The sequence below is a fragment of the Pseudomonas sp. SCPG-7 genome (assembly GCF_002156405.1).
Classification (GTDB): Bacteria; Pseudomonadota; Gammaproteobacteria; order Pseudomonadales; family Pseudomonadaceae; genus Aquipseudomonas; species Aquipseudomonas parakoreensis.
The window spans coordinates 227,897-250,196 of record NZ_MVOO01000009.1; the positions used below are offsets into that span (position 1 = coordinate 227,897).

General features: G+C 60.5%; 20 protein-coding genes and 1 pseudogene. 9 read left to right on the plus strand and 12 right to left on the minus strand.

Annotated features, from left to right (window positions below):
* Nucleotides 1–35: 35 nt before the first annotated feature.
* The 4 genes from hmgA (at nt 36) to B1722_RS18410 (ending at nt 4,813) form a co-directional block, all read left to right on the plus strand.
* Nucleotides 36–1,340 carry a homogentisate 1,2-dioxygenase gene (gene hmgA / locus B1722_RS18395; RefSeq protein WP_041073961.1) on the plus strand — a complete coding sequence of 435 codons (1,305 nt, stop codon included), beginning with the start codon at nt 36–38 and terminating at the stop codon, nt 1,338–1,340.
* Between the two features lie 3 nt (nt 1,341–1,343).
* Entirely contained in the window at nt 1,344–2,648 is a 1,305-nt protein-coding gene (fahA, locus tag B1722_RS18400) for a fumarylacetoacetase (RefSeq protein ID WP_041073962.1), read from the plus strand.
* A 12-nt stretch (nt 2,649–2,660) separates the two neighbouring features.
* The gene (maiA, locus tag B1722_RS18405; protein ID WP_041073963.1) at nt 2,661–3,296 is read left to right on the plus strand and encodes a maleylacetoacetate isomerase; all 636 of its coding nucleotides are present in this window, start codon (nt 2,661–2,663) and stop codon (nt 3,294–3,296) included.
* Nucleotides 3,297–3,442: 146 nt separating this feature from the next.
* Nucleotides 3,443–4,813, plus strand: coding sequence for an aromatic acid/H+ symport family MFS transporter (locus B1722_RS18410; RefSeq protein WP_086793809.1), 1,371 nt, complete (start codon nt 3,443–3,445; stop codon nt 4,811–4,813).
* A gap of 51 nt (nt 4,814–4,864) precedes the next feature.
* Here B1722_RS18410 and B1722_RS18415 read toward each other — a convergent pair whose 3' ends face one another.
* Nucleotides 4,865–5,668, minus strand: a complete 804-nt coding sequence (locus B1722_RS18415) for a SirB1 family protein (RefSeq protein WP_086793811.1) — start codon at nt 5,666–5,668, stop codon at nt 4,865–4,867.
* 172 nt (nt 5,669–5,840) lie between these two features.
* Between B1722_RS18415 and B1722_RS18420 the strand changes: the two genes are divergently transcribed.
* Nucleotides 5,841–6,860: a Glu/Leu/Phe/Val dehydrogenase dimerization domain-containing protein gene (locus tag B1722_RS18420; protein WP_047291790.1), complete on the plus strand. Its 1,020-nt coding sequence runs from the start codon at nt 5,841–5,843 to the stop codon at nt 6,858–6,860.
* A 175-nt stretch (nt 6,861–7,035) separates the two neighbouring features.
* Here B1722_RS18420 and B1722_RS18425 read toward each other — a convergent pair.
* From B1722_RS18425 to B1722_RS18445, 5 genes and pseudogenes are all read right to left on the minus strand, one after another.
* Nucleotides 7,036–7,290: pseudogene (locus tag B1722_RS18425) on the minus strand (YebG family protein); the annotation flags it as partial.
* Between the two features lie 188 nt (nt 7,291–7,478).
* Nucleotides 7,479–8,249: an SDR family NAD(P)-dependent oxidoreductase gene (locus B1722_RS18430; RefSeq protein WP_041073968.1), complete on the minus strand. Its 771-nt coding sequence runs from the start codon at nt 8,247–8,249 to the stop codon at nt 7,479–7,481.
* 13 nt (nt 8,250–8,262) lie between these two features.
* Nucleotides 8,263–9,411: an NADH:flavin oxidoreductase gene (locus tag B1722_RS18435; RefSeq protein ID WP_041073969.1), complete on the minus strand. Its 1,149-nt coding sequence runs from the start codon at nt 9,409–9,411 to the stop codon at nt 8,263–8,265.
* Nucleotides 9,408–10,643 carry an AfsA-related hotdog domain-containing protein gene (locus B1722_RS18440; RefSeq protein ID WP_254616383.1) on the minus strand — a complete coding sequence of 412 codons (1,236 nt, stop codon included), beginning with the start codon at nt 10,641–10,643 and terminating at the stop codon, nt 9,408–9,410. The genes B1722_RS18435 and B1722_RS18440 overlap by 4 nt, the downstream gene beginning before the upstream one ends.
* Nucleotides 10,644–10,791: 148 nt before the next feature.
* Entirely contained in the window at nt 10,792–11,346 is a 555-nt protein-coding gene (locus B1722_RS18445; protein ID WP_086793813.1) for an acyl-homoserine-lactone synthase, read from the minus strand.
* A gap of 155 nt (nt 11,347–11,501) precedes the next feature.
* On the opposite strand from B1722_RS18445, the gene B1722_RS18450 reads away from it, so the two are divergent.
* Nucleotides 11,502–12,221: an autoinducer binding domain-containing protein gene (locus tag B1722_RS18450; RefSeq protein ID WP_086793815.1), complete on the plus strand. Its 720-nt coding sequence runs from the start codon at nt 11,502–11,504 to the stop codon at nt 12,219–12,221.
* A gap of 323 nt (nt 12,222–12,544) precedes the next feature.
* On the plus strand, nt 12,545–13,045 hold the full coding sequence (locus B1722_RS18455) for a phosphate-starvation-inducible protein PsiE (protein ID WP_003221775.1): 501 nt from the start codon (nt 12,545–12,547) through the stop codon (nt 13,043–13,045).
* Here B1722_RS18455 and B1722_RS18460 read toward each other — a convergent pair.
* The 3 genes from B1722_RS18460 to B1722_RS18470 all read right to left on the minus strand — a co-directional run bounded on the left by B1722_RS18460 (nt 13,042) and on the right by B1722_RS18470 (nt 16,419).
* Nucleotides 13,042–13,359, minus strand: coding sequence for a DUF3509 domain-containing protein (locus tag B1722_RS18460; protein ID WP_041073973.1), 318 nt, complete (start codon nt 13,357–13,359; stop codon nt 13,042–13,044). The genes B1722_RS18455 and B1722_RS18460 overlap by 4 nt on opposite strands.
* 295 nt (nt 13,360–13,654) lie before the next feature.
* Nucleotides 13,655–14,956 (minus strand): HAAAP family serine/threonine permease, encoded by a 1,302-nt coding sequence (locus B1722_RS18465; protein ID WP_086793817.1) that lies wholly within the window; start codon nt 14,954–14,956, stop codon nt 13,655–13,657.
* Between the two features lie 86 nt (nt 14,957–15,042).
* Nucleotides 15,043–16,419: an L-serine ammonia-lyase gene (locus B1722_RS18470; RefSeq protein WP_086793819.1), complete on the minus strand. Its 1,377-nt coding sequence runs from the start codon at nt 16,417–16,419 to the stop codon at nt 15,043–15,045.
* 135 nt (nt 16,420–16,554) lie between these two features.
* Between B1722_RS18470 and B1722_RS18475 the strand changes: the two genes are divergently transcribed.
* Together B1722_RS18475 and B1722_RS18480 are read left to right on the plus strand one after the other, a co-directional pair.
* Nucleotides 16,555–17,496: a LysR substrate-binding domain-containing protein gene (locus B1722_RS18475; RefSeq protein ID WP_041073976.1), complete on the plus strand. Its 942-nt coding sequence runs from the start codon at nt 16,555–16,557 to the stop codon at nt 17,494–17,496.
* Between the two features lie 206 nt (nt 17,497–17,702).
* Complete coding sequence (locus tag B1722_RS18480) at nt 17,703–18,107, plus strand: HPF/RaiA family ribosome-associated protein (protein WP_007968091.1); 405 nt, start codon at nt 17,703–17,705, stop codon at nt 18,105–18,107.
* Between the two features lie 214 nt (nt 18,108–18,321).
* Here the strand turns inward: B1722_RS18480 and fecA are convergent, their stop codons facing one another.
* From fecA to B1722_RS18495, 3 genes are all read right to left on the minus strand, one after another.
* A complete protein-coding gene (gene fecA, locus B1722_RS18485) occupies nt 18,322–20,655 on the minus strand; it encodes a TonB-dependent Fe(3+) dicitrate receptor FecA (protein WP_086793821.1) in 2,334 nt (777 codons plus the stop codon).
* A 208-nt stretch (nt 20,656–20,863) separates the two neighbouring features.
* Entirely contained in the window at nt 20,864–21,796 is a 933-nt protein-coding gene (locus tag B1722_RS18490; protein ID WP_086793823.1) for a FecR domain-containing protein, read from the minus strand.
* On the minus strand, nt 21,793–22,281 hold the full coding sequence (locus tag B1722_RS18495; RefSeq protein WP_086793825.1) for a sigma-70 family RNA polymerase sigma factor: 489 nt from the start codon (nt 22,279–22,281) through the stop codon (nt 21,793–21,795). The genes B1722_RS18490 and B1722_RS18495 overlap by 4 nt, the downstream gene beginning before the upstream one ends.
* Between the last annotated feature and the right edge of the window lie 19 nt (nt 22,282–22,300).

Below are 22,300 nucleotides of genomic sequence, written 5' to 3' on the forward strand. Positions count from 1 at the left end.
ATGGGCCACTGCCGACTCCCTGTTCAGGAGGCTCCATGAACCTCGATTCAAACGCGTCGGCGCTGGCGTACCAGTCCGGTTTCGGCAACGAATTCAGCAGTGAAGCGTTGCCCGGCGCCTTGCCCATCGGCCAGAACTCCCCGCAAAAAGCGCCCTACGGCCTCTACACCGAATTGCTCTCCGGCACGGCGTTCACCATGACCCGCAGTGAAGCCCGGCGTACGTGGCTGTACCGGATTCAACCGTCGGCCAATCACCCGGCGTTCGTCAAACTGGAGCGGCAACTGGCCGGCGGCCCGCTGGGTGACGTAACCCCGAATCGTCTGCGCTGGAATCCCCTGCAGATGCCCGCCGAGCCAACCGACTTCATCGACGGCCTGATTGGCATGGTCGCCAACTCGGCGGCGGAGAAGCCTGCCGGCATCAGCATCTATAACTATTGCGCCAACCGCTCGATGGAGCGGGTGTTCTACAACGCCGACGGCGAGCTGCTGCTGGTGCCGCAACTCGGGCGACTGCGCATTGCCACCGAGCTCGGTGTGCTCGACGTCGCGCCGCTGGAAATCGCCGTGTTGCCACGCGGTCTGAAATTCCGCGTCGAACTGCTTGATCCGCAGGCGCGCGGTTACGTTGCCGAGAACCACGGCGCGCCGCTGCGCCTGCCGGATCTGGGGCCGATCGGCAGCAACGGTCTGGCCAATCCACGGGACTTCCTCGCGCCGGTCGCGGCCTACGAAAACCTGCAGCAGCCGACGACGCTGGTGCAGAAATTCCTCGGCCAGTTGTGGGGCACCCAACTCGATCATTCGCCGCTGAACGTGGTCGCCTGGCACGGCAACAACGTGCCGTACAAATACGATCTGCGCCGTTTCAACACCATTGGCACCGTGAGTTTCGATCATCCTGATCCGTCGATTTTCACTGTGCTGACCTCGCCGACCAGCGTGCATGGCATGGCCAACCTCGACTTCGTGATCTTCCCGCCACGCTGGATGGTCGCCGAGAACACCTTCCGTCCACCGTGGTTCCATCGCAACCTGATGAACGAATTCATGGGCCTGATCCACGGCGAATACGACGCCAAGGCTGAAGGCTTCGTGCCCGGCGGTGCATCCCTGCACAGCTGCATGAGCGCCCACGGCCCGGACGGCGAAACCTGCACCAAAGCAATCAACGCCGAGCTCAAGCCGACGAAGATCGACAACACCATGGCCTTCATGTTCGAGACCAGTCAGGTGCTGCGTCCAAGCCGCTTCGCCCTCGACTGCCCGCAACTGCAATCCAATTACGACGCCTGCTGGGCCACGCTGCCCGCCACGTTCGACCCGACCCGGAGATAACCCATGACGCAGAATTCCATCACCCGCAGCTGGGTCGCTTCGGCCAACGGCCACGCGGATTTCCCGTTGCAGAACCTGCCGCTGGGCGTATTCAGCATCAACGGCTCGGCGCCGCGCGCGGGCGTGGCGATTGGCGAACACATTTTCGATCTGCAAGTGGCGCTTGAAGCCGGTCTGTTTGACGGCGCCGCGCGCAGTGCGGTCGAGGCCATGCACGGCGGCCTGTTGAACGCCTTCTTCGACCTCGGTCGCGAAGCCCGTGTCGCCTTGCGTACGCGCTTGCTGGAACTGTTCAGCGAGGGCAGCAGCCATCGCGGCGCCATCGAAGCCCAAGGCGCAAAACTGCTGCCCTTGGCTGCCGATTGCCAAATGCACCTGCCGGCACGCATCAGCGATTACACCGACTTCTACGTCGGCATCGAACACGCGCAAAACGTCGGCAAACTGTTCCGCCCGGACAACCCGTTGTTGCCGAACTACAAGCATGTGCCGATCGGTTATCACGGTCGCGCCTCCACCGTGCGCGCCTCCGGCACCGACGTGCGCCGCCCGAAAGGCCAGACCCTGCCGGCCGGTGCCAGCGAGCCGACCTTCGGCCCTTGCGCCCGACTGGACTACGAGCTGGAGCTGGGCATCTGGATCGGTCAGGGCAACGACATGGGCGAGCCGATTGCGATTGGTGACGCCGCCGAGCACATCGCCGGTTTCTGCCTGCTCAACGACTGGTCGGCCCGCGATATCCAGGCCTGGGAATACCAGCCGCTGGGCCCGTTCCTGTCCAAGAGTTTTATCACCAGCGTCTCACCATGGGTGGTGACGGCCGAAGCGCTGGAGCCGTTCCGTATGGCACAACCTGCGCGCCCTGAAGGTGATCCGCAGCCGCTGCCTTACCTGTTCGACAAGCGCGATCAGGAGGCCGGTGCCTTTGACATCGAACTGGAAGTGCTGCTGCTCACCGAAGCCATGCGCGAGCAGAATCTGCCGGCCCATCGCCTGACCCTGAGCAACACGCGCTACATGTACTGGACCGTCGCACAAATGGTCGCGCACCACAGCGTCAACGGTTGCCAGTTGCAGGCCGGTGACCTGTTCGGTTCGGGCACTTTGTCCGGTCCGGAAAACGGTCAGTTCGGCAGCCTGCTGGAAATCACCGAGGGCGGTAAAAAGCCGATCGAACTGGCGTCCGGCGAAGTGCGCAAATTCCTCGAAGACGGTGACGAAATCATCCTGCGCGCGCGTTGCGCCCGAGAGGGTTTTGCCTCGATCGGCTTCGGCGAATGCCGCGGCACAGTGCTGGCGGCGCGCTGACAGGAGCGGCTCATGGATCTCTACACCTATTACCGTTCCACCTCGTCGTACCGGGTGCGTATCGCTCTGGCGCTGAAGGGGCTCGACTACAACGCGCTACCGGTCAATCTGATTGCGCCGTCCGGGGGCGAGCATCGGCAGGCGGCGTATCTGGCGATCAATCCGCAGGGCCGGGTGCCGGCTTTGCGTACTGATGACGGCGAGTTGCTGATTCAGTCGCCGGCGATCATCGAGTACCTGGAAGAGCGTTATCCACAGCAGCCGCTGCTGCCGGAAGACCTCGCCGCCCGCGCCCATGTGCGTGGCGTCGCGGCGGTGATTGGCTGCGACGTGCATCCGCTGCACAACGTCAGCGTGCTCAATCGTCTGCGCCAGCTGGGCCACGAAGAGCCGCAGGTGGTGGAATGGATTGCGCACTGGATCAGTCAAGGGCTGGCGACCGTCGAGCAGTTGATCGGCGACAGCGGTTTCTGTTTCGGCGAGTGGCCGTGTGTGGCGGACGTTTATCTGATTCCACAGTTGTACGCGGCGGAGCGCTTCGGTGTTTCGCTGCAGGCTTATCCACGGATTTGTCGCGTAGCCGCGTTGGCGGCTGAGCATCCGGCGTTCATCAAGGCGCATCCGGCCAACCAGCCCGATACACCGTAAGACCCTGTGGGAGCGAGCCTGCTCGCGAAGAGGTCGTATCAGCAGACATTCTTTTAGCTGGCACACCGCTTTCGCGAGCAGGCTCGCTCCCACAGGAGGTTCGTGTTGCCCCTAAAAAATCATAAAAACAAAACAGGTACCTTGCGATGCACAACCAGATTGCCAGCTTCCGGGCGGCACTCGACGCCCGTCCTGTGTCCCGCTATCAGTGGTTGCTCTTGATCCTGCTCGCCTTGTTGCTGGTCACCGACGGCTATGACGCCCAGGTGCTCGGTTACGTGGTGCCGGCCCTGGCGCAGGACTGGGGCCTGGAGAAAGCCGCCTTCGGGCCGGTTTTCAGTGCCAACCTGTTGGGCCTGACCCTTGGTTCGCTCGCGGTGACGCCGCTGGCTGATCGCTTCGGCGTGCGGCGGATTCTGCTGGCGTGCGTGCTGATCTACGCCACCCTCACGGTGCTGATGGTGTTCGCCGATTCCCTGAATACCCTGATGATCGCGCGCTTTATCTGCGGCATCGGCATGGGCGGAGCGATGCCCAGTGCCATGGCCCTGATGTCGGAGTATTCGCCGCCGCGCTTGCGCACCTTGATGGTCACGCTGGCCGCTTGTGGGTTTTCGTTTGGCGGTGCGGCGGGTGGTTTCGTTGCGGCGGGCTTCATTGATCGCTTTGGCTGGCAAGCGGTGTTCCTCGCCGGTGGTGTCACGCCGTTGCTGTTGTTCCCGTTCCTGTGGTGGATGCTCCCGGAATCGCTGCCGCGTCTGCTGCGTGACGCACCGCCTTATGCGCGCTTGCGCCAAGTCACCGCGCGAATGCTGCCGGACTGGCAGCCACCGGCTGCCTCGGTCGAGCAGAACGAGCGCGAGCAGGGCAGCAAACTGACCGTGGTCGAGCTGTTCCGCAACGGTTATGCACGACCGACCCTGCTGATCTGGGCGACGTTTTTTGTCAGCCTGATTCTGCTGTATTTCATGATCAGCTGGCTGCCGACGCTGTTGCTGGAAAGCGGTCTGCAACTCAATGAAGCTAATCTGGTGACCTCGATGTTCCTGTTCGCCGGCACCTTGGGCGCGGTGTGCATGGCGTGGTTCGCCGACCGGCTCAAGCGCAAGGTGCGGCTGCTCTGCGCGGTGTTGGCTGGGGCGGCTGTGTGCACGGTTCTGCTGGGCCTGAATCACGACAATCCGCGCTATCTGGTGGCCTGCGTGTTTGCTGCCGGGTTTTGCATCATTGGTGGGCAACTGACGTTGAACGCCTTCGCCAGTAACTTCTATCCGGCGCAGGTGCGCGCCACGGGCACTGGCTGGGCGCTGGGCGTAGGGCGCTTCGGTTCGATCCTCGGGCCGCTGTTTGGCAGCCTGCTGCTGGCGATGCACATTCCGGTGGCGCAGATATTTTTCTTCTGCGCGATTCCGGCGGTTATTGCGGCAATGCTGATCATCCAGGTGCGTTCGCCCTCAGATATCCCGCAATCCAATGTAGGGGCGAGCTTGCTCGCGAAGAACGATAACGCGGTCTAAAGGATAAACCGAGGCGCCTGCTTCGCGAGCAGGCTCGCTCCCACACAGGGATTAGTGGACCACGGAATTCGGAGGCAGGTGCCCGAGCCGTTCGGTCAGGCGCAGTCGCTGGATCGGATCGTCACTGAGCAGCAACGCATGTTCCAGATCGAAGCGTTCGGCGTTAGGGCAGTCGAGGCGCTGATACAGGCTGGCGCGGGCCAGATAATCGGCAGCGCTGGCACCGCCCAGTTCCAGCACGCGTTCGGCATCGATCAACGCAGCGATGTAATCCTCGTGCGCCAGATGCAACTGGCGCAGGTTGCGTGACAGGCGCTGCAGCATTTGGATCGGGGTGGCGACCAATAGATGCTCGGCGTTGAGTTTCATGTGTGCGCCGTACTGACGCTGCAACAACTCGCGACAATCATTCGGGTAAAGCCGCCGACCGCCGCAGGGATCCAGCAAGTGATCAGCGCCGGGCACCCGCAGCAGGAAATGCCCGGGGAAGTTCACCCCGACCAGCGGAATCTCCAGACCACGGGCCAGTTCCAGAGCAATCAGGGACAGGCTCAGTGGCTGGCCGCGACGGGTCTGCAACACTTTGTGCAACAACGCGACCTGTGGGCGCAGCGGCAGAAAATCGTCCTGAGAAAAGCCCAGATCATTCATCCGCCGCAGCAACGGTTGCGCCAGTTCGCTGACTGGCAGCATCGGCAAGCCGTAGCTGACGCGCTGTTGCAGCTCCTTGAAGTCCTGTTGCAGTGCTTCGACATCCAGGCCTTTTTCGTGCTCGGCAGCCATCCACAGCGCCGCTTCGAACAGTGCGGGCGGTGAACGGTGCAGACACTCGAAAAAACGTTGGCGCGGACTCATCGAAATCTCCGGGGCATGCCTCGTTTTAGCCCCGTCCGTGCCATTCGTCCAGTACCGGCCGGGTTATGCCGCAAAGTCGCCGTCGGCGCCGACGCTTATTCCGGTGCGCTTCAGCAATTTTTGGGCGCAAGCCTATACTGGCGACTACCAGAAGTGATTCGGGAGCCTGCCGATGTTCGCTCTCATGCAAAGCACTCGCCTGGAATCGCTGCACCTCAGCGTTGACCCGGTCACCGGGTTGAAGGCGGTCATTGCCATTCATAACAGTCGCCTCGGGCCTGCCCTGGGCGGTTGCCGTTATCTTGCCTATCCCAACGACGAATCCGCAGTCGAGGACGCCATTCGCCTCGCGCAGGGCATGAGCTACAAAGCGGCGCTGGCCGGACTGGCCCAGGGCGGCGGGGTGGCAGTGATCGTACGCCCGGCGCATGTGGAAAACCGCGGTGCGCTGTTCGAGGCTTTCGGGCGCTGCATCGAGCAGCTCGACGGTCGCTACATCACCGCCATCGACAGCGGCACGTCGGTGGCGGACATGGATTGCATCGCCCAGCAGACCCGGCATGTCACCAGCACCACCTCGGCCGGTGACCCGGCACCGCACGCGGCGATGGGGGTGTTCACCGGAATTCGCGCCACCGCCATGGCGCGGCTGGGCAGCGACAATCTCGAAGGATTGCGCATAGCGATTCAGGGGCTGGGGAATGTGGGTTATGCACTGGCGGAACAACTGCATGCGGCGGGCGCCGAATTGCTGGTCAGCGACATCGATCACGGCAAGGTGCAACTGGCGATGGAGCAACTCAACGCGCATCCGATCGCCAACGATGCGTTGCTCAGCACACCGTGCGACATCCTTGCGCCGTGTGGCCTCGGCGGGGTACTCAACAGTCACACAGTGACGCAACTGCGTTGCTCGGCGGTGGCGGGTTCGGCGAACAATCAACTGACGCATCTGGACGTGGCCGATCAACTGGAGCGTCGGGGGATTCTGTATGCGCCGGATTACGTGATCAACGCGGGCGGGTTGATTTATGTTTCGCTCAAGCATCGCGGTGAAGAGCTGGGGACGATCACTGCGCATCTGTCGAAGATTTCCTCGCGACTGACCGAAGTGTTTGCCCATGCGCAGGCCGAGAAACGCTCGCCGGCGCGGGTGGCGGATGAGTTGGCGGAGAAAGTCCTGTATCGCTGAAAAGCAAAAGATCGCAGCCTGCGGCAGCTCCTACAGTGGAATATGTTTCCTTTAGGAGCTGCCGCAGGCTGCGATCTTTTCGATTCAAACGTTGTTATTTGGCAGCTTTCGCCGCTTTGACCGGCTTCACGGGAGCCTCTTCCGGCTCGGCCGTTTCGGCTTTTTCAACGACGTCTGCCGGTGCATTGATCAGCTCCGACAGCGCATCAGGCTGGCTCTTGAACGCCTTGGCGAACACATCGCGGTTCTTCGCCATGTAGATCCCGACTTCTTCAACCTGTTGCTCGTTCAGCGACGGCACGGCTTTTTGCAACACTTCGGACAGCATCTCGGCCAGTTCGAGCATTTTGTCATGACGGTCAGCTTCGGCTTTATCCATGAACAAGCGCTCCAGATCTCGGCTGCTGCGGTATACCACTTCGACGGCCATTCACCACCTCACATGCCTTCACATTTAGTTGTCTTAGCGACTACTGTATTTATATACAGCGAAAGGATAAGCGAATCCCTGCGCTTTGGGTAGTGGCTTTTCAATGTAGACCGGATTCGGCGATTTTCCTGATTTACGCCCCTCAAACAAAACGACCCGCACACGGCGGGTCGTTGGTTTATTTGATTTCAGAACTTGCCGCTGGCGTAACCCCCATCGATGGGCATGATCACACCCGTGACGTAAGCAGACTGATCGCTGAGCAGCCAGAGCACCGCGTTGGCCACTTCGTCCGCCGTGCCGAAGCGCTTCATCGACGTCACGTTGATTTTGCGCTGGGTATTTTCCGGTGCGGCTTTCAGGCGTGCCTCGCTGTTCATGCCGCCAAGGATCGGCCCGGGGGCGACGGCATTGACGCGAATGCAGCCGCCGTCTTCCAGCCGCGCATTCTCGATCGACGCCACCTGGGTCATGCCATTGATCGCCTGCTTGCTGGCGACATAGGCCACCTGGCCGCCAATCGGTACCACGCCGGCGCAGGACGAGGTATTGACGATGGCCCCGGTGCCGCGGTCGAGCATCAGTTGCAGTTCATGACGCATGCAGTGGTAAGTGCCGTTGACGTTGATGTTCATCACCTTCATCCAGTCATCCGGGCACGACTGCGCGAGCGCTGCGTACTTGGCGGTCACGCCGGCATTGTTGAACGCGCAGTCGAGGCGGCCGTAGGCCGAACGAATGCTCGCGAACGCCTGCTCGACCTGCGCCGGGTCACCGACATCGCAGGCGATGAAGCGGCAGTGTTCACCCAGCCGATCGGCCAGCGCTGCGCCTTTTTCTTCGTCTCGGCCGAACACGATCACATCGGCGCCGGCCTTGATCAGGCGTTCGCTGACGGTCTCGCCAATGCCGCTGGTGCCGCCGGTGACCAGGCATACTTTTCCCAGAAAATCGTACATATGTCGCATCTCCTTATGCCAACGCGGGGCGTAAATATTTCGGGTTCACGCAGCAATACACCCGATCCAGTCGCGGATTGCTCTTGTCGCTGAAGCACTGGCTGTCCCATCGACATTTGTGGATGTCGGCGGAGCGGCCCTGCAGGGTTTTATTGATCAGGTCGTTGTCGGCAAACAGCGCCCGCGACATGCCCACCCAATCGCATACGCCGTCGGCCAGTAACTGCTCGGCCTTGTCCAGACCGTCGATGAAACCGGCGTAACCCACCGGCACTGTCGACACCGACTTGATCGCCCGCACGCCGGCTTGCAGGTATGCGTCCATGGTCTCGGAGTGCACGATCAACTGGCCGAAAGTCGCGCCCATGCACATCGAACATTCCAGCGCGGCAACGCCGGCCTGACAGAGCGCTTGAACGGTTTCCTTGATGTCCGGATATTGCAGCCCTTCAGCGCCCAGACGATCGTCGATGCCCAGACGAATGGTGACGATCAATTGGCCCTGGGTACGCTCGCGAATGGCCCTGACCACGTCAAGCAACAGCCGCGCGCGGTTCTCTTCGCTGCCGCCATAGCGGTCGGTGCGCTTGTTGGTGTGCGGTGAAAGAAAGCTGCTCAGCAGGTAGCCGTTGGACGCCTGCAACTGCACCAGGCGTGCGCCGTTGGTCCAAGCCAGCCAGGCGGAGTGGGCGAACTGCTCGATCACCAGGGCGATGTCGGTTTCGTCCATGATCCGCACGCGATAATCCGGATCAAGTTTCGACACGCGCGGGCAGGGCACGCCGCTTGGGGTCAGCACGGCAACCCCGGTGTGCGTGGTGGTGCCCTGGCCGCCGTAATGCTGCAGTTGCACACCCACTGGCGTGTTGACCTGCTCGGCCATGGCGAACATCGCCCTGAGCGATTCGCCGTGATGCGCTTCGAACAGGCCGAGCCCGGTGCTCTGTAGACGCGACTGCGGCGAGACCGTGGCGTTGCACAGAAACGCCATGGAGCAGCCGCCCTCCATGATGCCCTGATAAAACTCGATCATGGCTGGCGTCACGCACCCGCTGTGGTCAGCCAGGTCCACGCCCATCGACGCGAAGAACAGCCGATTGCGCAACTCCAGCCCGCCGGCCAGCCGCAGCGGCTCCAGCACGTGGGGATAGCGCGTCATCATGCTTCCTTCCTGTGTTCGGGCATTGCGGTGGTCTGATCGAAGGTCATCCACACCGGTTGTCCGAGAGCGGGCGCCGGGGCCGGGGCGGTTTCTTCGTGGGAGAAGTAAGCGAATTGTTTGAGCACCTCGCGCCACTTGAAGCGCAACGGCGAATCCAGCTCTGCCAGGTGCAGTTTGAGCGTGCCGGCCTTTGTCGCGTCGCTGGCGTGCAGCGATTGCAGCGGCAGGCTGATCATCCCTTCGTTTTCCAGGTACAGGTAGACGTGTCCGCGCTCGGGGGCGTCAAGCGGGCTGTCGCATTGCACTTGCAGCCCGGCCATCGACAGCAGCTCCAGACGGGCGGAGAGGTGACGCCCGGAATCCAGGCGCACCAGCACTTCATGGCGTATGCCCTTGAGCGGGCGGAACCAGCAGGCCGGGTCGATGTTGATATTCCGCATGCGCTTGAACACCGGCATCTTGATCACTTCGCCATGCAGGCGAATGTCGGCCACCAGTTCGCCGCGCTGGAAGAATCGCGCACGCTTGTCGACCTTGCGCGCCCGTGGCTGCGCCATGCCCTCGTAGTCGCCGACCAGCACATCCACCTGAAACGAAGACTCGGTGTACCGGGGAAAACTCGACAGCAGATCAACGATGGAAATCGACACCTCGCCGCGGGCGTAACCGCTGTGCTCGTAGAACTGTGCATACATCGCTTGGCGTGCCGCTTCGATCAGCATCAGGCCCGGCACGTGCTCGTGGTGCTTGCGGTAGAAAAAGTAATTGGCGGTGTCGTTGAACAGGGTGAAATACAGCAGACCCTGCTGCGGGCAGCCGTCCAGGTTTTTCAGGACATCATGCACCTGCCGGCGCTGATCGAGGCTCAGGCCGTTGTCGCAACCGGGCAGTCGAGCCAGTTTGGCTTCGGTGCTTTCCAGCACCCAGACGCCGCTGAGGATCAGGTGGTCGGTGGTCTTTTCGTAATTCGTCAGCAGCTCCGGCAGACAGTCCGACAGGCCCGCCTGTTCGAGCGCCTGCAGGTCGATGATGGTTGGCAGTGAACGCAGCACCAGACGCTCGCTGTCCAGCCGATAGGCCTGATTGATAACCTCCAGATCCATCGGATCAAGGTTCGCCCGTTGCACGATGGCGGCAGGCAACCAGGCCGGCAGCAAGTGGTGAGCGTCGTAAATCAGCACATCGTCGTCGTGGCCCTTGTGGACGATGTCTTTGGCAACTTTCCTGTGCATGTCGATCATGATCATCCCTCAGTGTTGAACGTTGGTTGTAAGGCAGTTGCTATCCATGGCGTGAAATCGACCCACACCGAAAGGTGCTGCTCGACGCGTGTCGGCAGCTTCAGTTGATGTGTTTTTTGTTATCGCGTGTCGGGCAGTTTTACTGCACCGTGATGTAGCAGGCGCCGAGGGTTCGGTTGTCCAGGACCTGTGGCGGCGCCAGCCATTTGTAGTCAATGCCGCCGCGTTTGAGCAGGCGGCCGATGGCAATCGGGGACACCGACACCAGATGTGAAACGCCGCAGGCTCGGGCGTACTCGAGCGTGGCCATGAACAGGCCGACGGTATTTTCGTCGGACATCACTTGTTCGTTTTTGCCGCCCTCGGCATCGAGGTCCAGTGAGGTGAAGCGCGACAGCTCCCAGATGTCATCGCCGCACGGTGCAGGCTGGTCACCGAGCAACGCGGTGAACACCTCACTCAGCAAATACGGCTGGGTGGTCGGCAACAGGCGTGCGCAACCTTTGATGTTGCCGTCTTCTTCTTGCGCAACGATGTAATGGGTGCCGCTGTGGTCGAACTGATCAAACTCGAAATCGTCCGGTGTTGATAATTGCCAGCCGAGGCGTTCGACAAAGACCTGATAGCGATATTGAGCCAAGCGTTGACGCTTTACTGTCGTCAACTGGTCATAACGTCCTGACAAGTAATCCATCACAGATTCCGTTTAGTGATTGGTTGGGTGGCGATTAAAGTGCACACTGCGCTCGCAGACTACCTGTCACCCTTGACAGCTAGCGGAAACATTTGGAAATATGCTAGGCATGTTGGCAAGAGGCCGACAGCAATAACTGTGGGAAAGGAATCTCTATGTCATATTGGCAGGCTGAACTGTTGGAAAACGCCATGTCTGCAACGGATGTCGAGTTGTTGTTCGACAATATCAAGACCGTTGCCAGGCAGTTGGAGTTTGATTATGTGGCCTATGGTTCACGTAGGCTTTTCCCCATCACCAAACCTTGCCTGTTTCTCGCCAATAACTATTCGCCGGCCTGGCAAGCTGCCTATTCCGCCAATCGTTACCTGGACATCGACCCTTACGTGATGCGCGCAATGCGCAGCGTGAAACCGGTGTTGTGGGACGCGGAACTCAAGGCTCAGGCGCCCGAATTCTGGCAGGAAGCGCATGCTCATGGAATCTGCGAAGGTTGGGGGCAGACGCTGCTGAACAGCGAAACTCAAGGGCTGGTGACGTTTGCCCGGGGCAGCGAAGCGATCACCGCACTGGAACTCGAAACCAAGCAGGCAGAGCTTTCATGGCTGGCCCAGATCACCCATCTGGGCCTGACGCGCCTGCAAATGCGCGGCGCCGATTCGGTAATCCCGGTACCGATAGAACTGTCGCAAAGGGAAAAGGAAATTCTGCAATGGACCGCTGACGGAAAGTCATCGGACGATGTTTCGGTGATCCTCGGCATCAGCAAAAGGACCGTAAACTTCCATATAAACCATTGCCTGAAGAAACTCGGTTGCCAAAACAAAATCGCCGCGGCCGTTAAAGCTTCGCTGATGGGCTTGCTCTGGAAATAATTACACGAGTCATTTATTCGATAACTAACTGGTGAATTACCGGGGGAGTGTGCGCGAGTTCACAGAATGACCCGGTTAATAATATTTCATTTATAAGCTAATGCCTTTTCAGCGTAACGAACTTATCAAGAAACTTTAGTTGGATCGTCACAATCATTCCTGTCGACGGTGTCTGTTCAACGGTGCGACCAAACGCCACGGCGCAGGTTTCATGCCGTCTCGCCATGATGCGTGGCCTCGTTTCTGCATGGCGCACAGCGCATACGGAAAACCGTCACGTCCAACCGGCATCATCCGCTCGCATCGGGCTAAGGAACATCATCGTGAAAATCAACTGGGCCGAGAAATTGCGGCAAAACGTGCATCAACTGGCCGAGTCTCTGGGCAACCTGTTTGTCGAAACCTTCCACTACCTGGCGCTGTTCGCCATCGGTGCGGTGACCGCGTGGGCCGCGGTGATGGAATTTCTCGGCATGCTCGAAGAAGGACACATCAAGATCGATGACATTCTGTTGCTGTTCATCTATCTGGAACTGGGCGCAATGGTCGGGATTTACTTCAAGACCAACCACATGCCAGTGCGCTTCCTGATCTACGTGGCGATCACTGCGCTGACCCGCCTGCTGATCTCCAACGTCTCGCACCACAACCCGCCGGACATGGGCATCATCTACCTGTGCGGCGGCATTCTGCTGCTGGCGTTCTCGATTCTGGTGGTGCGCTACGCCTCGTCGCAATTCCCGTCGGTGAAGATCGAAAAACCGCAACGCAAACTCGGCGCCGGTTCCGGTGAACACCCCGAGATCGAGAAGGGCGAGCTTTAAAGTCCCATCGACGGCCGAGGCTGGCCGTTGTTCTGCTGCGGTGGCGGGGGCAGCCCGTCGCCGCTGGTCATCGCTTCGAGGATCGCCATGGCACTGTGGCCCTGTTCGATGGCAATGCCGAATTGAATGCTTTGCACCAGCCGCTTAAGCCGTGCCGGGTCGTTGCGCTGTTCGGCGCTGATCATCCGTTTGGCGACGATCCGGCCGCTGTTGGACAGGGTCAGCATGATGCTGCCGTCCAGCCCCTGAATGCTCAGGTTGATCTGATAGTCCGGCGCGAAGGCATCGGTAATGATCTGAAAAGGGTTGTCCATGATGCGTCACCGCCTGATTGAACGTGCAGTTGTTGACCGGCCGTGATCGGGTTGGTTCGCCATACCGGACCATCGGCCATTCCGTGGCCTGTGTTGTTGCTTTATGTAGAAGCTGCCGCAGGCTGCGATCTTTTGATCTTCAGTGTTTTGATTTCGGTCACAAAGATCAAAAGATCGCAGCCTGCGGCAGCTCCTACATAGGAATTGCAAGGGCTGTGCCGGGAAAATTGTTGGACAATGGATACGGCGTAAAAAAGGCGAGCCCATGGCTCGCCTTCGTCATTTATGGCCCGTTTCAGGGCAGAACCGAGTAGATGATCGCCGACAGTGCAATCAGGCCGATCAGCACCACGAACACGTTGGAGGCCTGTCCCGAGTACTGGCGCAAGGCTGGCACTCGGCGGATGGCGTACATCGGCATCAGGAACAACAGGCAGGCAATCACCGGCCCGCCGAGGGTTTCGATCATGCCCAGAATGCTCGGGTTGAAGGTGGCCACGGCCCAGCAGCTGAGGATCATGAACAGCGCGGTCGCACGGTTCAGCCAGCTCGCCGAGATCACTTTGCCACGGCCCCGCAAACTCTTGACGATCATGCCCTGAAAGCCTTCGCTGGCGCCGATGTAGTGGCCGAGGAAGGATTTGGTGATCGCCACCAACGCAATCAGCGGCGCGGCGTAGGCGATGACCGGGGTCTGGAAGTGGTTGGCCAGGTACGACAGGATCGATATGTTCTGCGCCTTCGCTGCTGCAAGATCCGCTGGCGACAGCGCCAGCACGCAACTGAAACAGAAGAACATCACCGTCACCACCATCATGCCGTGGGCCATGGCGAGGATGCCGCTGCTCTTGCGTTCGGCCTCGGCGCCGTAGCGCTGCTTCTGGTCAACCGCGAAGGCGGAGATGATCGGCGAGTGGTTGAACGAGAACACCATCACCGGGATCGCCAGCCACAGGGTCTTGAGGAACGTCGACAGCGGCATCGCTTCCTTGGCGCTGGCGAAGAACGCGCCGTTCCAGTTGGGGATCAGGCTCAGGCCGAGCAACAGCAGCGCGGCGACGAACGGATAGACCAGCACGCTCATGGCTTTGACGATCACGTTCTGCCCGCAGCGCACGATCGCCATCAGGCCGAGGATCAGCACCAGCGACAGGATTGCCCGTGGTGGCGGGGCGATGTGCAACTGGTGTTCGAGAAAACTGCTCAGGGTGTTGGTCAGCGCCACGCTGTACACCAGCAGGATCGGAAAAATCGCAAAGAAATACAGCAGGGTAATCAGCTTGCCGGCGCCGATACCGAAGTGTTCTTCGACGACTTCGGTGATGTCGCCGGAACGCCCGGACAGCACGAAGCGGGTCAGGCCTCGGTGAGCGAAGAAGGTCATCGGGAAGGCCAGCAGCGCCAGAATCAGCAACGGCCAGAAACCGCCAACGCCGGCATTGATCGGCAGGAACAATGTGCCGGCACCAATCGCGGTGCCGTACAGACCGAGCATCCAGGTGGTGTCGGATTTGCTCCAGCCCTTGTGAGCAGTTTCGGTGTTGCGTGTGCGATCTACAGCGGGATTTTCGGCAGCAGGTGTACGTACATCGGTCATCGTTTTTGCCTCGTTATTATTTTTGCTCGGGCTCACGGTTGGCAGGCCGCAAGTTGCGGCCTGCCGGGGCGGTCAGGGAATGCGCGTCAGCACTCCACCCAGCTCACGGCCAGGCCGCCCCGTGAAGTCTCTTTGTATTTGTCGTGCATGTCGGCGCCGGTGTCGCGCATGGTGCGGATCACCCGGTCGAGGGAAATGAAGTGTTTGCCGTCGCCGCGCAGGGCCATTTGTGTGGCATTGATCGCCTTCACGGCGGCGATGGCATTGCGCTCGATGCACGGCACCTGTACCAGGCCGCCGACCGGGTCGCAGGTCAGGCCGAGGTTGTGTTCCAGGCCGATTTCGGCGGCGTTTTCCAGTTGCTCCGGGGTTGCGCCGAGCACTTCAGCGAGGCCCGCCGCGGCCATCGCGCAGGCCGAACCGACCTCGCCCTGACAGCCGACTTCAGCGCCGGAGATCGAGGCATTTTTCTTACACAGAATGCCGACAGCGGCGGCGCCCATGAAGAACGCGACCACGTCATCGTCAGACGCGTCCGGATTGAATTTCATGTAGTAGTGCAGAACGGCCGGAATGATCCCGGCCGCGCCATTGGTCGGCGCGGTCACCATGCGCCCGCCGGCAGCGTTCTCTTCGTTAACGGCGAGGGCGAACAGGTTGACCCACTCCATCGCCGACAGCGTCGAACTGATCACGTTCGGCTTGCCGATTTCCTGCAGGCTACGGTGCAATTTCGCCGCGCGGCGCGGTACGTTCAGACCACCGGGCAGGATGCCTTCGTGGCGCAGACCCTGTTCGACGCACTCGCGCATCACTGACCAGATGTGCAGCAAACCGTTACGGATTTCAGCGTCGCTGCGCCAGGCCCGTTCGTTGGCCATCATCAGTTCCGACACGCGCAAGTTGTGCTGCTTGCACAGGCTGAGCAGTTCGGCGGCGCTGGAAAAATCGTACGGCAGCACCACGTCACCGGCCGGCGCCACACCGGATTCGGCTTGCGCCGCTTCGACGATGAATCCGCCGCCAATCGAGTAGTACGTCTGCGTGAACAGCTCGGCGCTTTCGCCGAAGGCCGTCAGCGACATGGCGTTGGGGTGGTAGGGCAGGCTTTCGTCCAGCAGCAGGAGATCGTGCTGCCAGTTGAAGGAAATTTCTCTGTGCCCGGCCAGCAGCAACAGGCCACTTTCGCGCAGTTGCTGGATGCGTGGGTCGATCGTTGCCGGATCAATGCTATCCGGCCATTCGCCCATCAGGCCCATGACCGTGGCGCGGTCGGTGGCGTGGCCGACGCCGGTGGCCGACAGCGAGCCGTACAAACGGATTTCCACCCGACGCACATCGTTGAGCAGGCGTTGCTCGATCAACGCCTGAGCGAAGGTCGCGGCGGCGCGCATCGGGCCGACGGTGTGGGAACTGGACGGACCGATGCCGACTTTGAATAGATCGAAAACACTGATAGCCATGCTAAACCCTTACAAGCAATGGAGTAGGAATCGCTGCCATTTTTTGTAGGACAAGCGCAATGTCGGCGATACTGCCCACCTCGGTCCTACGTGACCAACGAAACTTCCTAAGAAAGCCTTTAGCAGGACTAAACGATGAGTCGTCAATTGCATGCCCAGACCTACGTCTGGCTGCAGGTGTTTTCCTGTGCCGCGCGGCACCTGTCGTTCACCCGTTGTGCGGAAGAGCTGCACATCACTCCGGGGGCGGTCAGCCAGCAGATTCGTCAGTTGGAAGAGCGTCTTGGTTTTCGCCTGTTCCATCGCCGGGCGCGGGGGGTCGAGTTGAGTGCGGAAGGCCAGCGGCTGGCCATCACCGTCAATGAGGCCTACGGCAGCATTGATGCTGAATTGCGTCGTCTGGATGCGGGGATGATCAGCGGAATTTTGCGGGTGCGTTCGATTCCGTCGTTCCTGAGCAAATGGCTGACCCCGCGTTTGCCGCGCCTGCAACAGCGCTATCCGGACATCCAGTTACGGCTGGTGGCCGAGGACAGCAGCGTGCCGTTGCACGAGGGCGATTTCGATCTGGCGATTGACCTGAACGACGGCAGTTATCCGGGACTGTTATCCACAACCTTGCTCGACGAGCAGATTTTCCCGGTGTGCGCGCCGAGTTTGCTGCGCGGGCGCCCGCCGCTGCATGGGCCGGCGGATCTGGTGCATTTCCCGTTGTTGCACGACATCACCGCCTGGCGCGGCAGTTATGAATACGCGGAGTGGGAGTTCTATCTGAATGCGATTGGCTTTGAAGGCGCCGACGTACGGCGTGGGCACACGTTCAATCGCAATCACCTGACCATCGAAGCGGCGATCGCCGGTATGGGCGTGGCGATTGCACGGCGCACGTTGCTCAACGATGAGTTGGAGCGCGGGACGTTGATCGTGCCGTTCGGGCTGTCGGTGCCTAACCACAAGCGCTATGTATTGCTCTATGCGCCGGGGGCGTTGAGCCATCCGGGCGTGCGCGCGGTGCATGACTGGCTGGTGGAGGAGGCGGGGATTTTCCGCAGTTTGCACCCGCTGAATGACGGGTAATTGTGAGCAGATTTTGCAGGGTTGCGAGGCGACCCAACTCCCGACCTTACCAGTGACTTGCTCGGTTGTCCGGCTTTTTTTGCGAATGAATATTTATCTTTTTTCAGGGGTTGAAATGTTCGTCAGTCGGGCCGATTGTTGTAACCAAGAGGTCAGGAAATTCAATTCAAGGCCTCTCGCGAGCTAGCTGAAATAAGGGATGAACTATGCAAATCCAAGTCAACAGCGATAACCATATTCAAAGCAGTAAACGACTGGAGGAGTGGGTACGTACAACCATTGAGAGCACGCTCGACCGTTATGAAGAAGACCTGACCCGTGTCGAAGTCCACCTGAGCGACGAGAACGGCGACAAACCAGGTCCCCATGACTTGCGCTGCCAACTGGAAGCGCGGCCAAAAGGCCATCAACCGATTTCCGTCACCCATAAAGCCGATTCGCTGGAACAGGCGATCGACGGTGCAGCCGAAAAACTGGAACATGCGCTGGAGCACCTGTTTGGCAAACTGCGGGGTAAACCGCGCGCTGCCATCGTGCCATTCAGCAAGGCGAATGACGCACTGCTGGAAGAAGAGTTTCTCGAGAACGAACAGGCAGCGATCAACAGTTGATGCGCTGATTTTTCAAGCCACCCCATGAGAACGGGCCTGCGCAAGCAGGCCCGTTTTTGTTTGTGTTGCTGAGCAGTGTGGCGAGGGAGCTTGCTCCCGCTGGGCTGCGAAGCGGCCCCAAAACCTGCAAAGGCGTTCAACAGCCAGACTGCATTAGCAGGATTTACGGCTGCTTCGCAGCCGAGCGGGAGCAAGCTCCTTCGCCACAGTTTTTTTAGAAAGCTACAGACGTTTGTACATACACCGTGCGCGGCTCACCGACGTACTTGCCCTTGTTGTTGTTGTCGTCAAACGAGCGGGTGAAGTACTCCGTGTTAAAGATGTTCTTCACCCCCACTGCCACGTTCAGATCCGCCAGTTGCGGGCCGAAGTCGTAACCGGCGCGGCTGCTGAACAGCATGTAGCCGGGGATTTTGCCGGTGCTGCCGTCAGCACTTTCCTTGGAGGTGTTGGCGTTGTCGGCGAACTGGTCGCTCTGGAAGCTGCTGTCAAAGTTGAGCTTCCACGGCCCTTCGGTGTAACCGACGCCAATCGTGCCTTTGTGTTTCGAGGAGAACGGCACGCGGTTGCCCTTGTTCGGCCCGTCTTCGCGGATGGTCGCGTCGACATAGGCATAAGTGGCGTATACATCGAAACCGGCCAGTGCCGGGTCCAAGTCATCCAGTGCGTAATTGACGCTGGTCTCGATGCCCTGATGACGGGTCTCGCCACGGGCGATCACTGAATCATTGGTCTGGTTGCTTTCGTACTGGTTGTCGAAGTTGATCAGAAATGCACCGATCTCCGCGCGCAATGCACCGTTGTCGTAACGGGTACCGAGTTCCCAGGTGCGAGCCTTCTCCGGTTTCACTTCGCCGTTGCTCACGCGGTTAGGCATCTGGCTGTACTGCACGCTGCCGAACGAGCCTTCGGTGTTGGCGTACAGATTCCAGCTGTCGGTCAGGTGATACAGCACGTTCAGTGCCGGCAGCGCGGTGTTGTAGTCGCCTTGATATTTGACGTTGGTCAGGTTGTTGGTCTGCTGCGACTCGATCATCTCGTAGCGTACGCCCGGGGTGATGGTCCATTTGCCGATGTCGATGCGATCGTCGACGAAGAACGCATTGGCTTCAGTGCCACCTCGGGTGTCGCGGTCGTTGCGGCTGTTGGTGGTCGGGTATTGGTTGCTGCTGATCGGCGTGCGATAGCGCAACTCGTGGCCGGCCTCGTTGATGTAGCGATAACCGACGCCGACTTCGTGGCTGGTCGGGCCGAGGTCGAAGCCTTGGGCGAAACGGGTTTCGAAACCGCGCACCCAATACTCGCGTGGCGACAGCGAAAGGAAGCTGCCCTGATCCAGATAGCCGCTGCGCAAAGTCTTGGTGAAGAACGTGTTGGCGGTGAATTCGCGGCGATCTTCCTGATAGCGATAGCCAAAGTTGAACATCGTCCGGCGACCCCAGAACTGGTCTTTCAGGCGCGTCGACTGGTACGGATCGGCATCGTAATCGGCGACGCTCAGGCCGCCGGGCATGTCGGCCTTGCCTTCGTAATACTGGGCCATGGCGTTGAAGCTGTTGGCCTCATCGAGCTGGTATTTGCTCTTGAGAATCAGGTCGTCGATCTCGCTGTCGCTGTGTTCACGCCAGTCGCCACCGCGAGTGCCGGAGTACAGCAACGCGCCGCCCAGACCGTTGGCATTGGTGGCGCCGGCCAGCAGGTTGGCGCTGGTCTTGAAGCCGTCATGGCTCGACGACGGACTGGTTTCTGTCTGGAACCCACCCTTGACCGTCGGCTCATCGGGGATGGCACGGGTGACGAAGTTGACCACACCGCCGACGTTTTGCGGGCCGTACCGTACCGCGCCGCCGCCACGCACCACATCCACCGCGTCCATGTTGCCCATGCTGATCGGCGCAAACGACAACTGTGGCTGGCCATAAGGGGCGAACGGCACGGGAATGCCGTCCATCAGCACTGTCGAACGTGCAGCCAGGCGCGGGTTAAGACCGCGAATGCCAAAGTTCAGCGCCATGTCGTGGCTGCCGGTGCCGTTGTTTTCCGGCGCGTTGACCCCGGGGATGCGGTTGAGTACATCGCGCGCCTGGGTCGCGCCTTGACGTTCGAAGTCTTCACGGCGGATCACGTCGCGGGCGCCCGGATGCTCGAACACGTTGACCTGCGCCGCGTCACCGAGCCAGTCACCGACGACTTTCGAGGCGTCCAGCTCCAGCGCGGTGTCGCCGACCGGTTGCAGGCTGAACGCGTTGTTACCTTCGGCGCGGGCTTGCAGGCCGGTGCCTTCAAGCAGCGCATCGAGACCTTGCTCGGCGGTGTAGCTGCCCTCCAGGCCACGGCTTTGCACACCGCTGGTGACTTGCGAGCCGAAGGAAATCAGCACGCCGGCCTCACGACCAAACTGGTTGAGGGCGTTTTCCAGCGACGCCGGGGCGATGTGGTAAACCTTGGTTTCGGCGGCCATGGCTGGCAGAGCGCTGAAGCTCAGGCTGGCGCCCAGTACGAGATTGCGCAGGCTGCGGGCCAGTGGCGTGAGGCGGGTGGGGTGCATGAAGGTTGATCCTGAGAAGGTTGAATCAAGGGGGCTTTCCTTCTCTGTCACGCCAGATCTGAAAAACGGCTCATGGTTTACGAATATTTTTTGAATGACTGATTTTTGTGGCGAGGGAGCTTGCTCCCGTTGGGGCGCGAAGCGGCCCCTGTATTGAGGCCCTGCTGCGCAGGCCAGCGGGAGCAAGCTCCCTCGCCACAGTTTTGTTTTAAACCCGCGCTTCGACGCTCACCCAATAGCGGGTAAACCGCCGCACGTTCACCGGCAGACTGACTTGCAGCAGATCCAGAATCCGCTCGCTGTCGTCCAGTGGATAAGTCCCGGAGATCAGCAGATCGGCCACTTTTGCATCGCAATGCAACTGGCCGCGCCGGTAGCGTGCGAGCTCTTCAAGGAAGTCGCCCAGGCGCATGTGCGCGGCGATCAGCATGCCGTCGGCCCAGGCGCCACTGTTGGCATCCAGTGGCCTGGCTTCGCTGATCGAGGTGGCGCTGAAGCTCAGCTGACGGGCGATGGGCAATAACATCGGCGCACGCCCTTGGGCATTCAACTCCACTTGACCCTCAAACACTGCCACCTGCGTGCGATCGGCGAACTGCCGCACGTTGAGGCGTGCCGCCCGGGTGTGCAGAGTGCCTTGTGCCGTACGCACTTCGAACGCTTGCGTGGTGCTCAGGAGGATCTCGCCCTCCAGCAGACGAATCAGTCGTTGCGTGCTGTCCACGTCCGCTGCACTGGCGGTATTGAGCTGCAACTGGCTGCCCGTGCCCAGCGCCACCTTGCGACGCTGACCCAACGGGCTGCGGTAATCGGCGAGCAGCGTCGGCAGCGGATTGTGCTCGCGCATGCCCCAGGTGACGGCGGAACCGGCACCGAGAAGCAGCAGCAATTTGAGCGCCTGACGACGGCTGGAAGACTTCGGCCCGGCCAACGCGGCATGGGCCAATGGCGAAGATACACCGCGCAAGCGCTGGTTGACCCGCTGCATGTGCTCCCACGCGCGACGGTGTTCGCTGTGAGCGTCGAGCCATTGCTGCCAGGCTTGTTGCTGGCGCGGGGTGAGGGACACTTGCTGCATTTCCATCAGCCAGTGCACGGCCTGTTCGGCCACTTGCGCAGAGAAATCCGGAGCGCGGTTCATAAAGCGAAATAGCAGCGCAGGGCGGCTTTTTGCAAATGACGCTTGACCGTAGCTACGGAGATGCCCAGCTCGGCGGCGATTTGCGGATAAGTCAGGCCATCGACCTGCGCCAGCAAAAAGGCGCGTTTGACCAAGCGCGGCAAGCCATCAAGCAACTGGTCCAGCTCGATCAGGGTTTGCAGGATGATCGCTTTGTCTTCTTCCGATGGCGCAACCATTTCCGGCATCTGCGCCAGGGTCTCGAGATAGGCGCGTTCCAGGTCCTGGCGACGGTAATGATTGAACAGCACGCGTTTGGCGAGGGTGGTGAGAAAGGCGCGCGGTTCGATGATCGCTGCAGGTTCGCGGGCGCTGAGCACGCGAATGAAGGTGTCCTGGGCCAGATCCGCGGCGCTGTCCGGGCAGCCGAGTCTGCGCCGCAACCAGCCGGTGAGCCAGCTGTGGTGGTCGTGGTAGAGCGATTCGACGGGATGGGCGGACGACAAGGGTATTACTCCGGGCGCA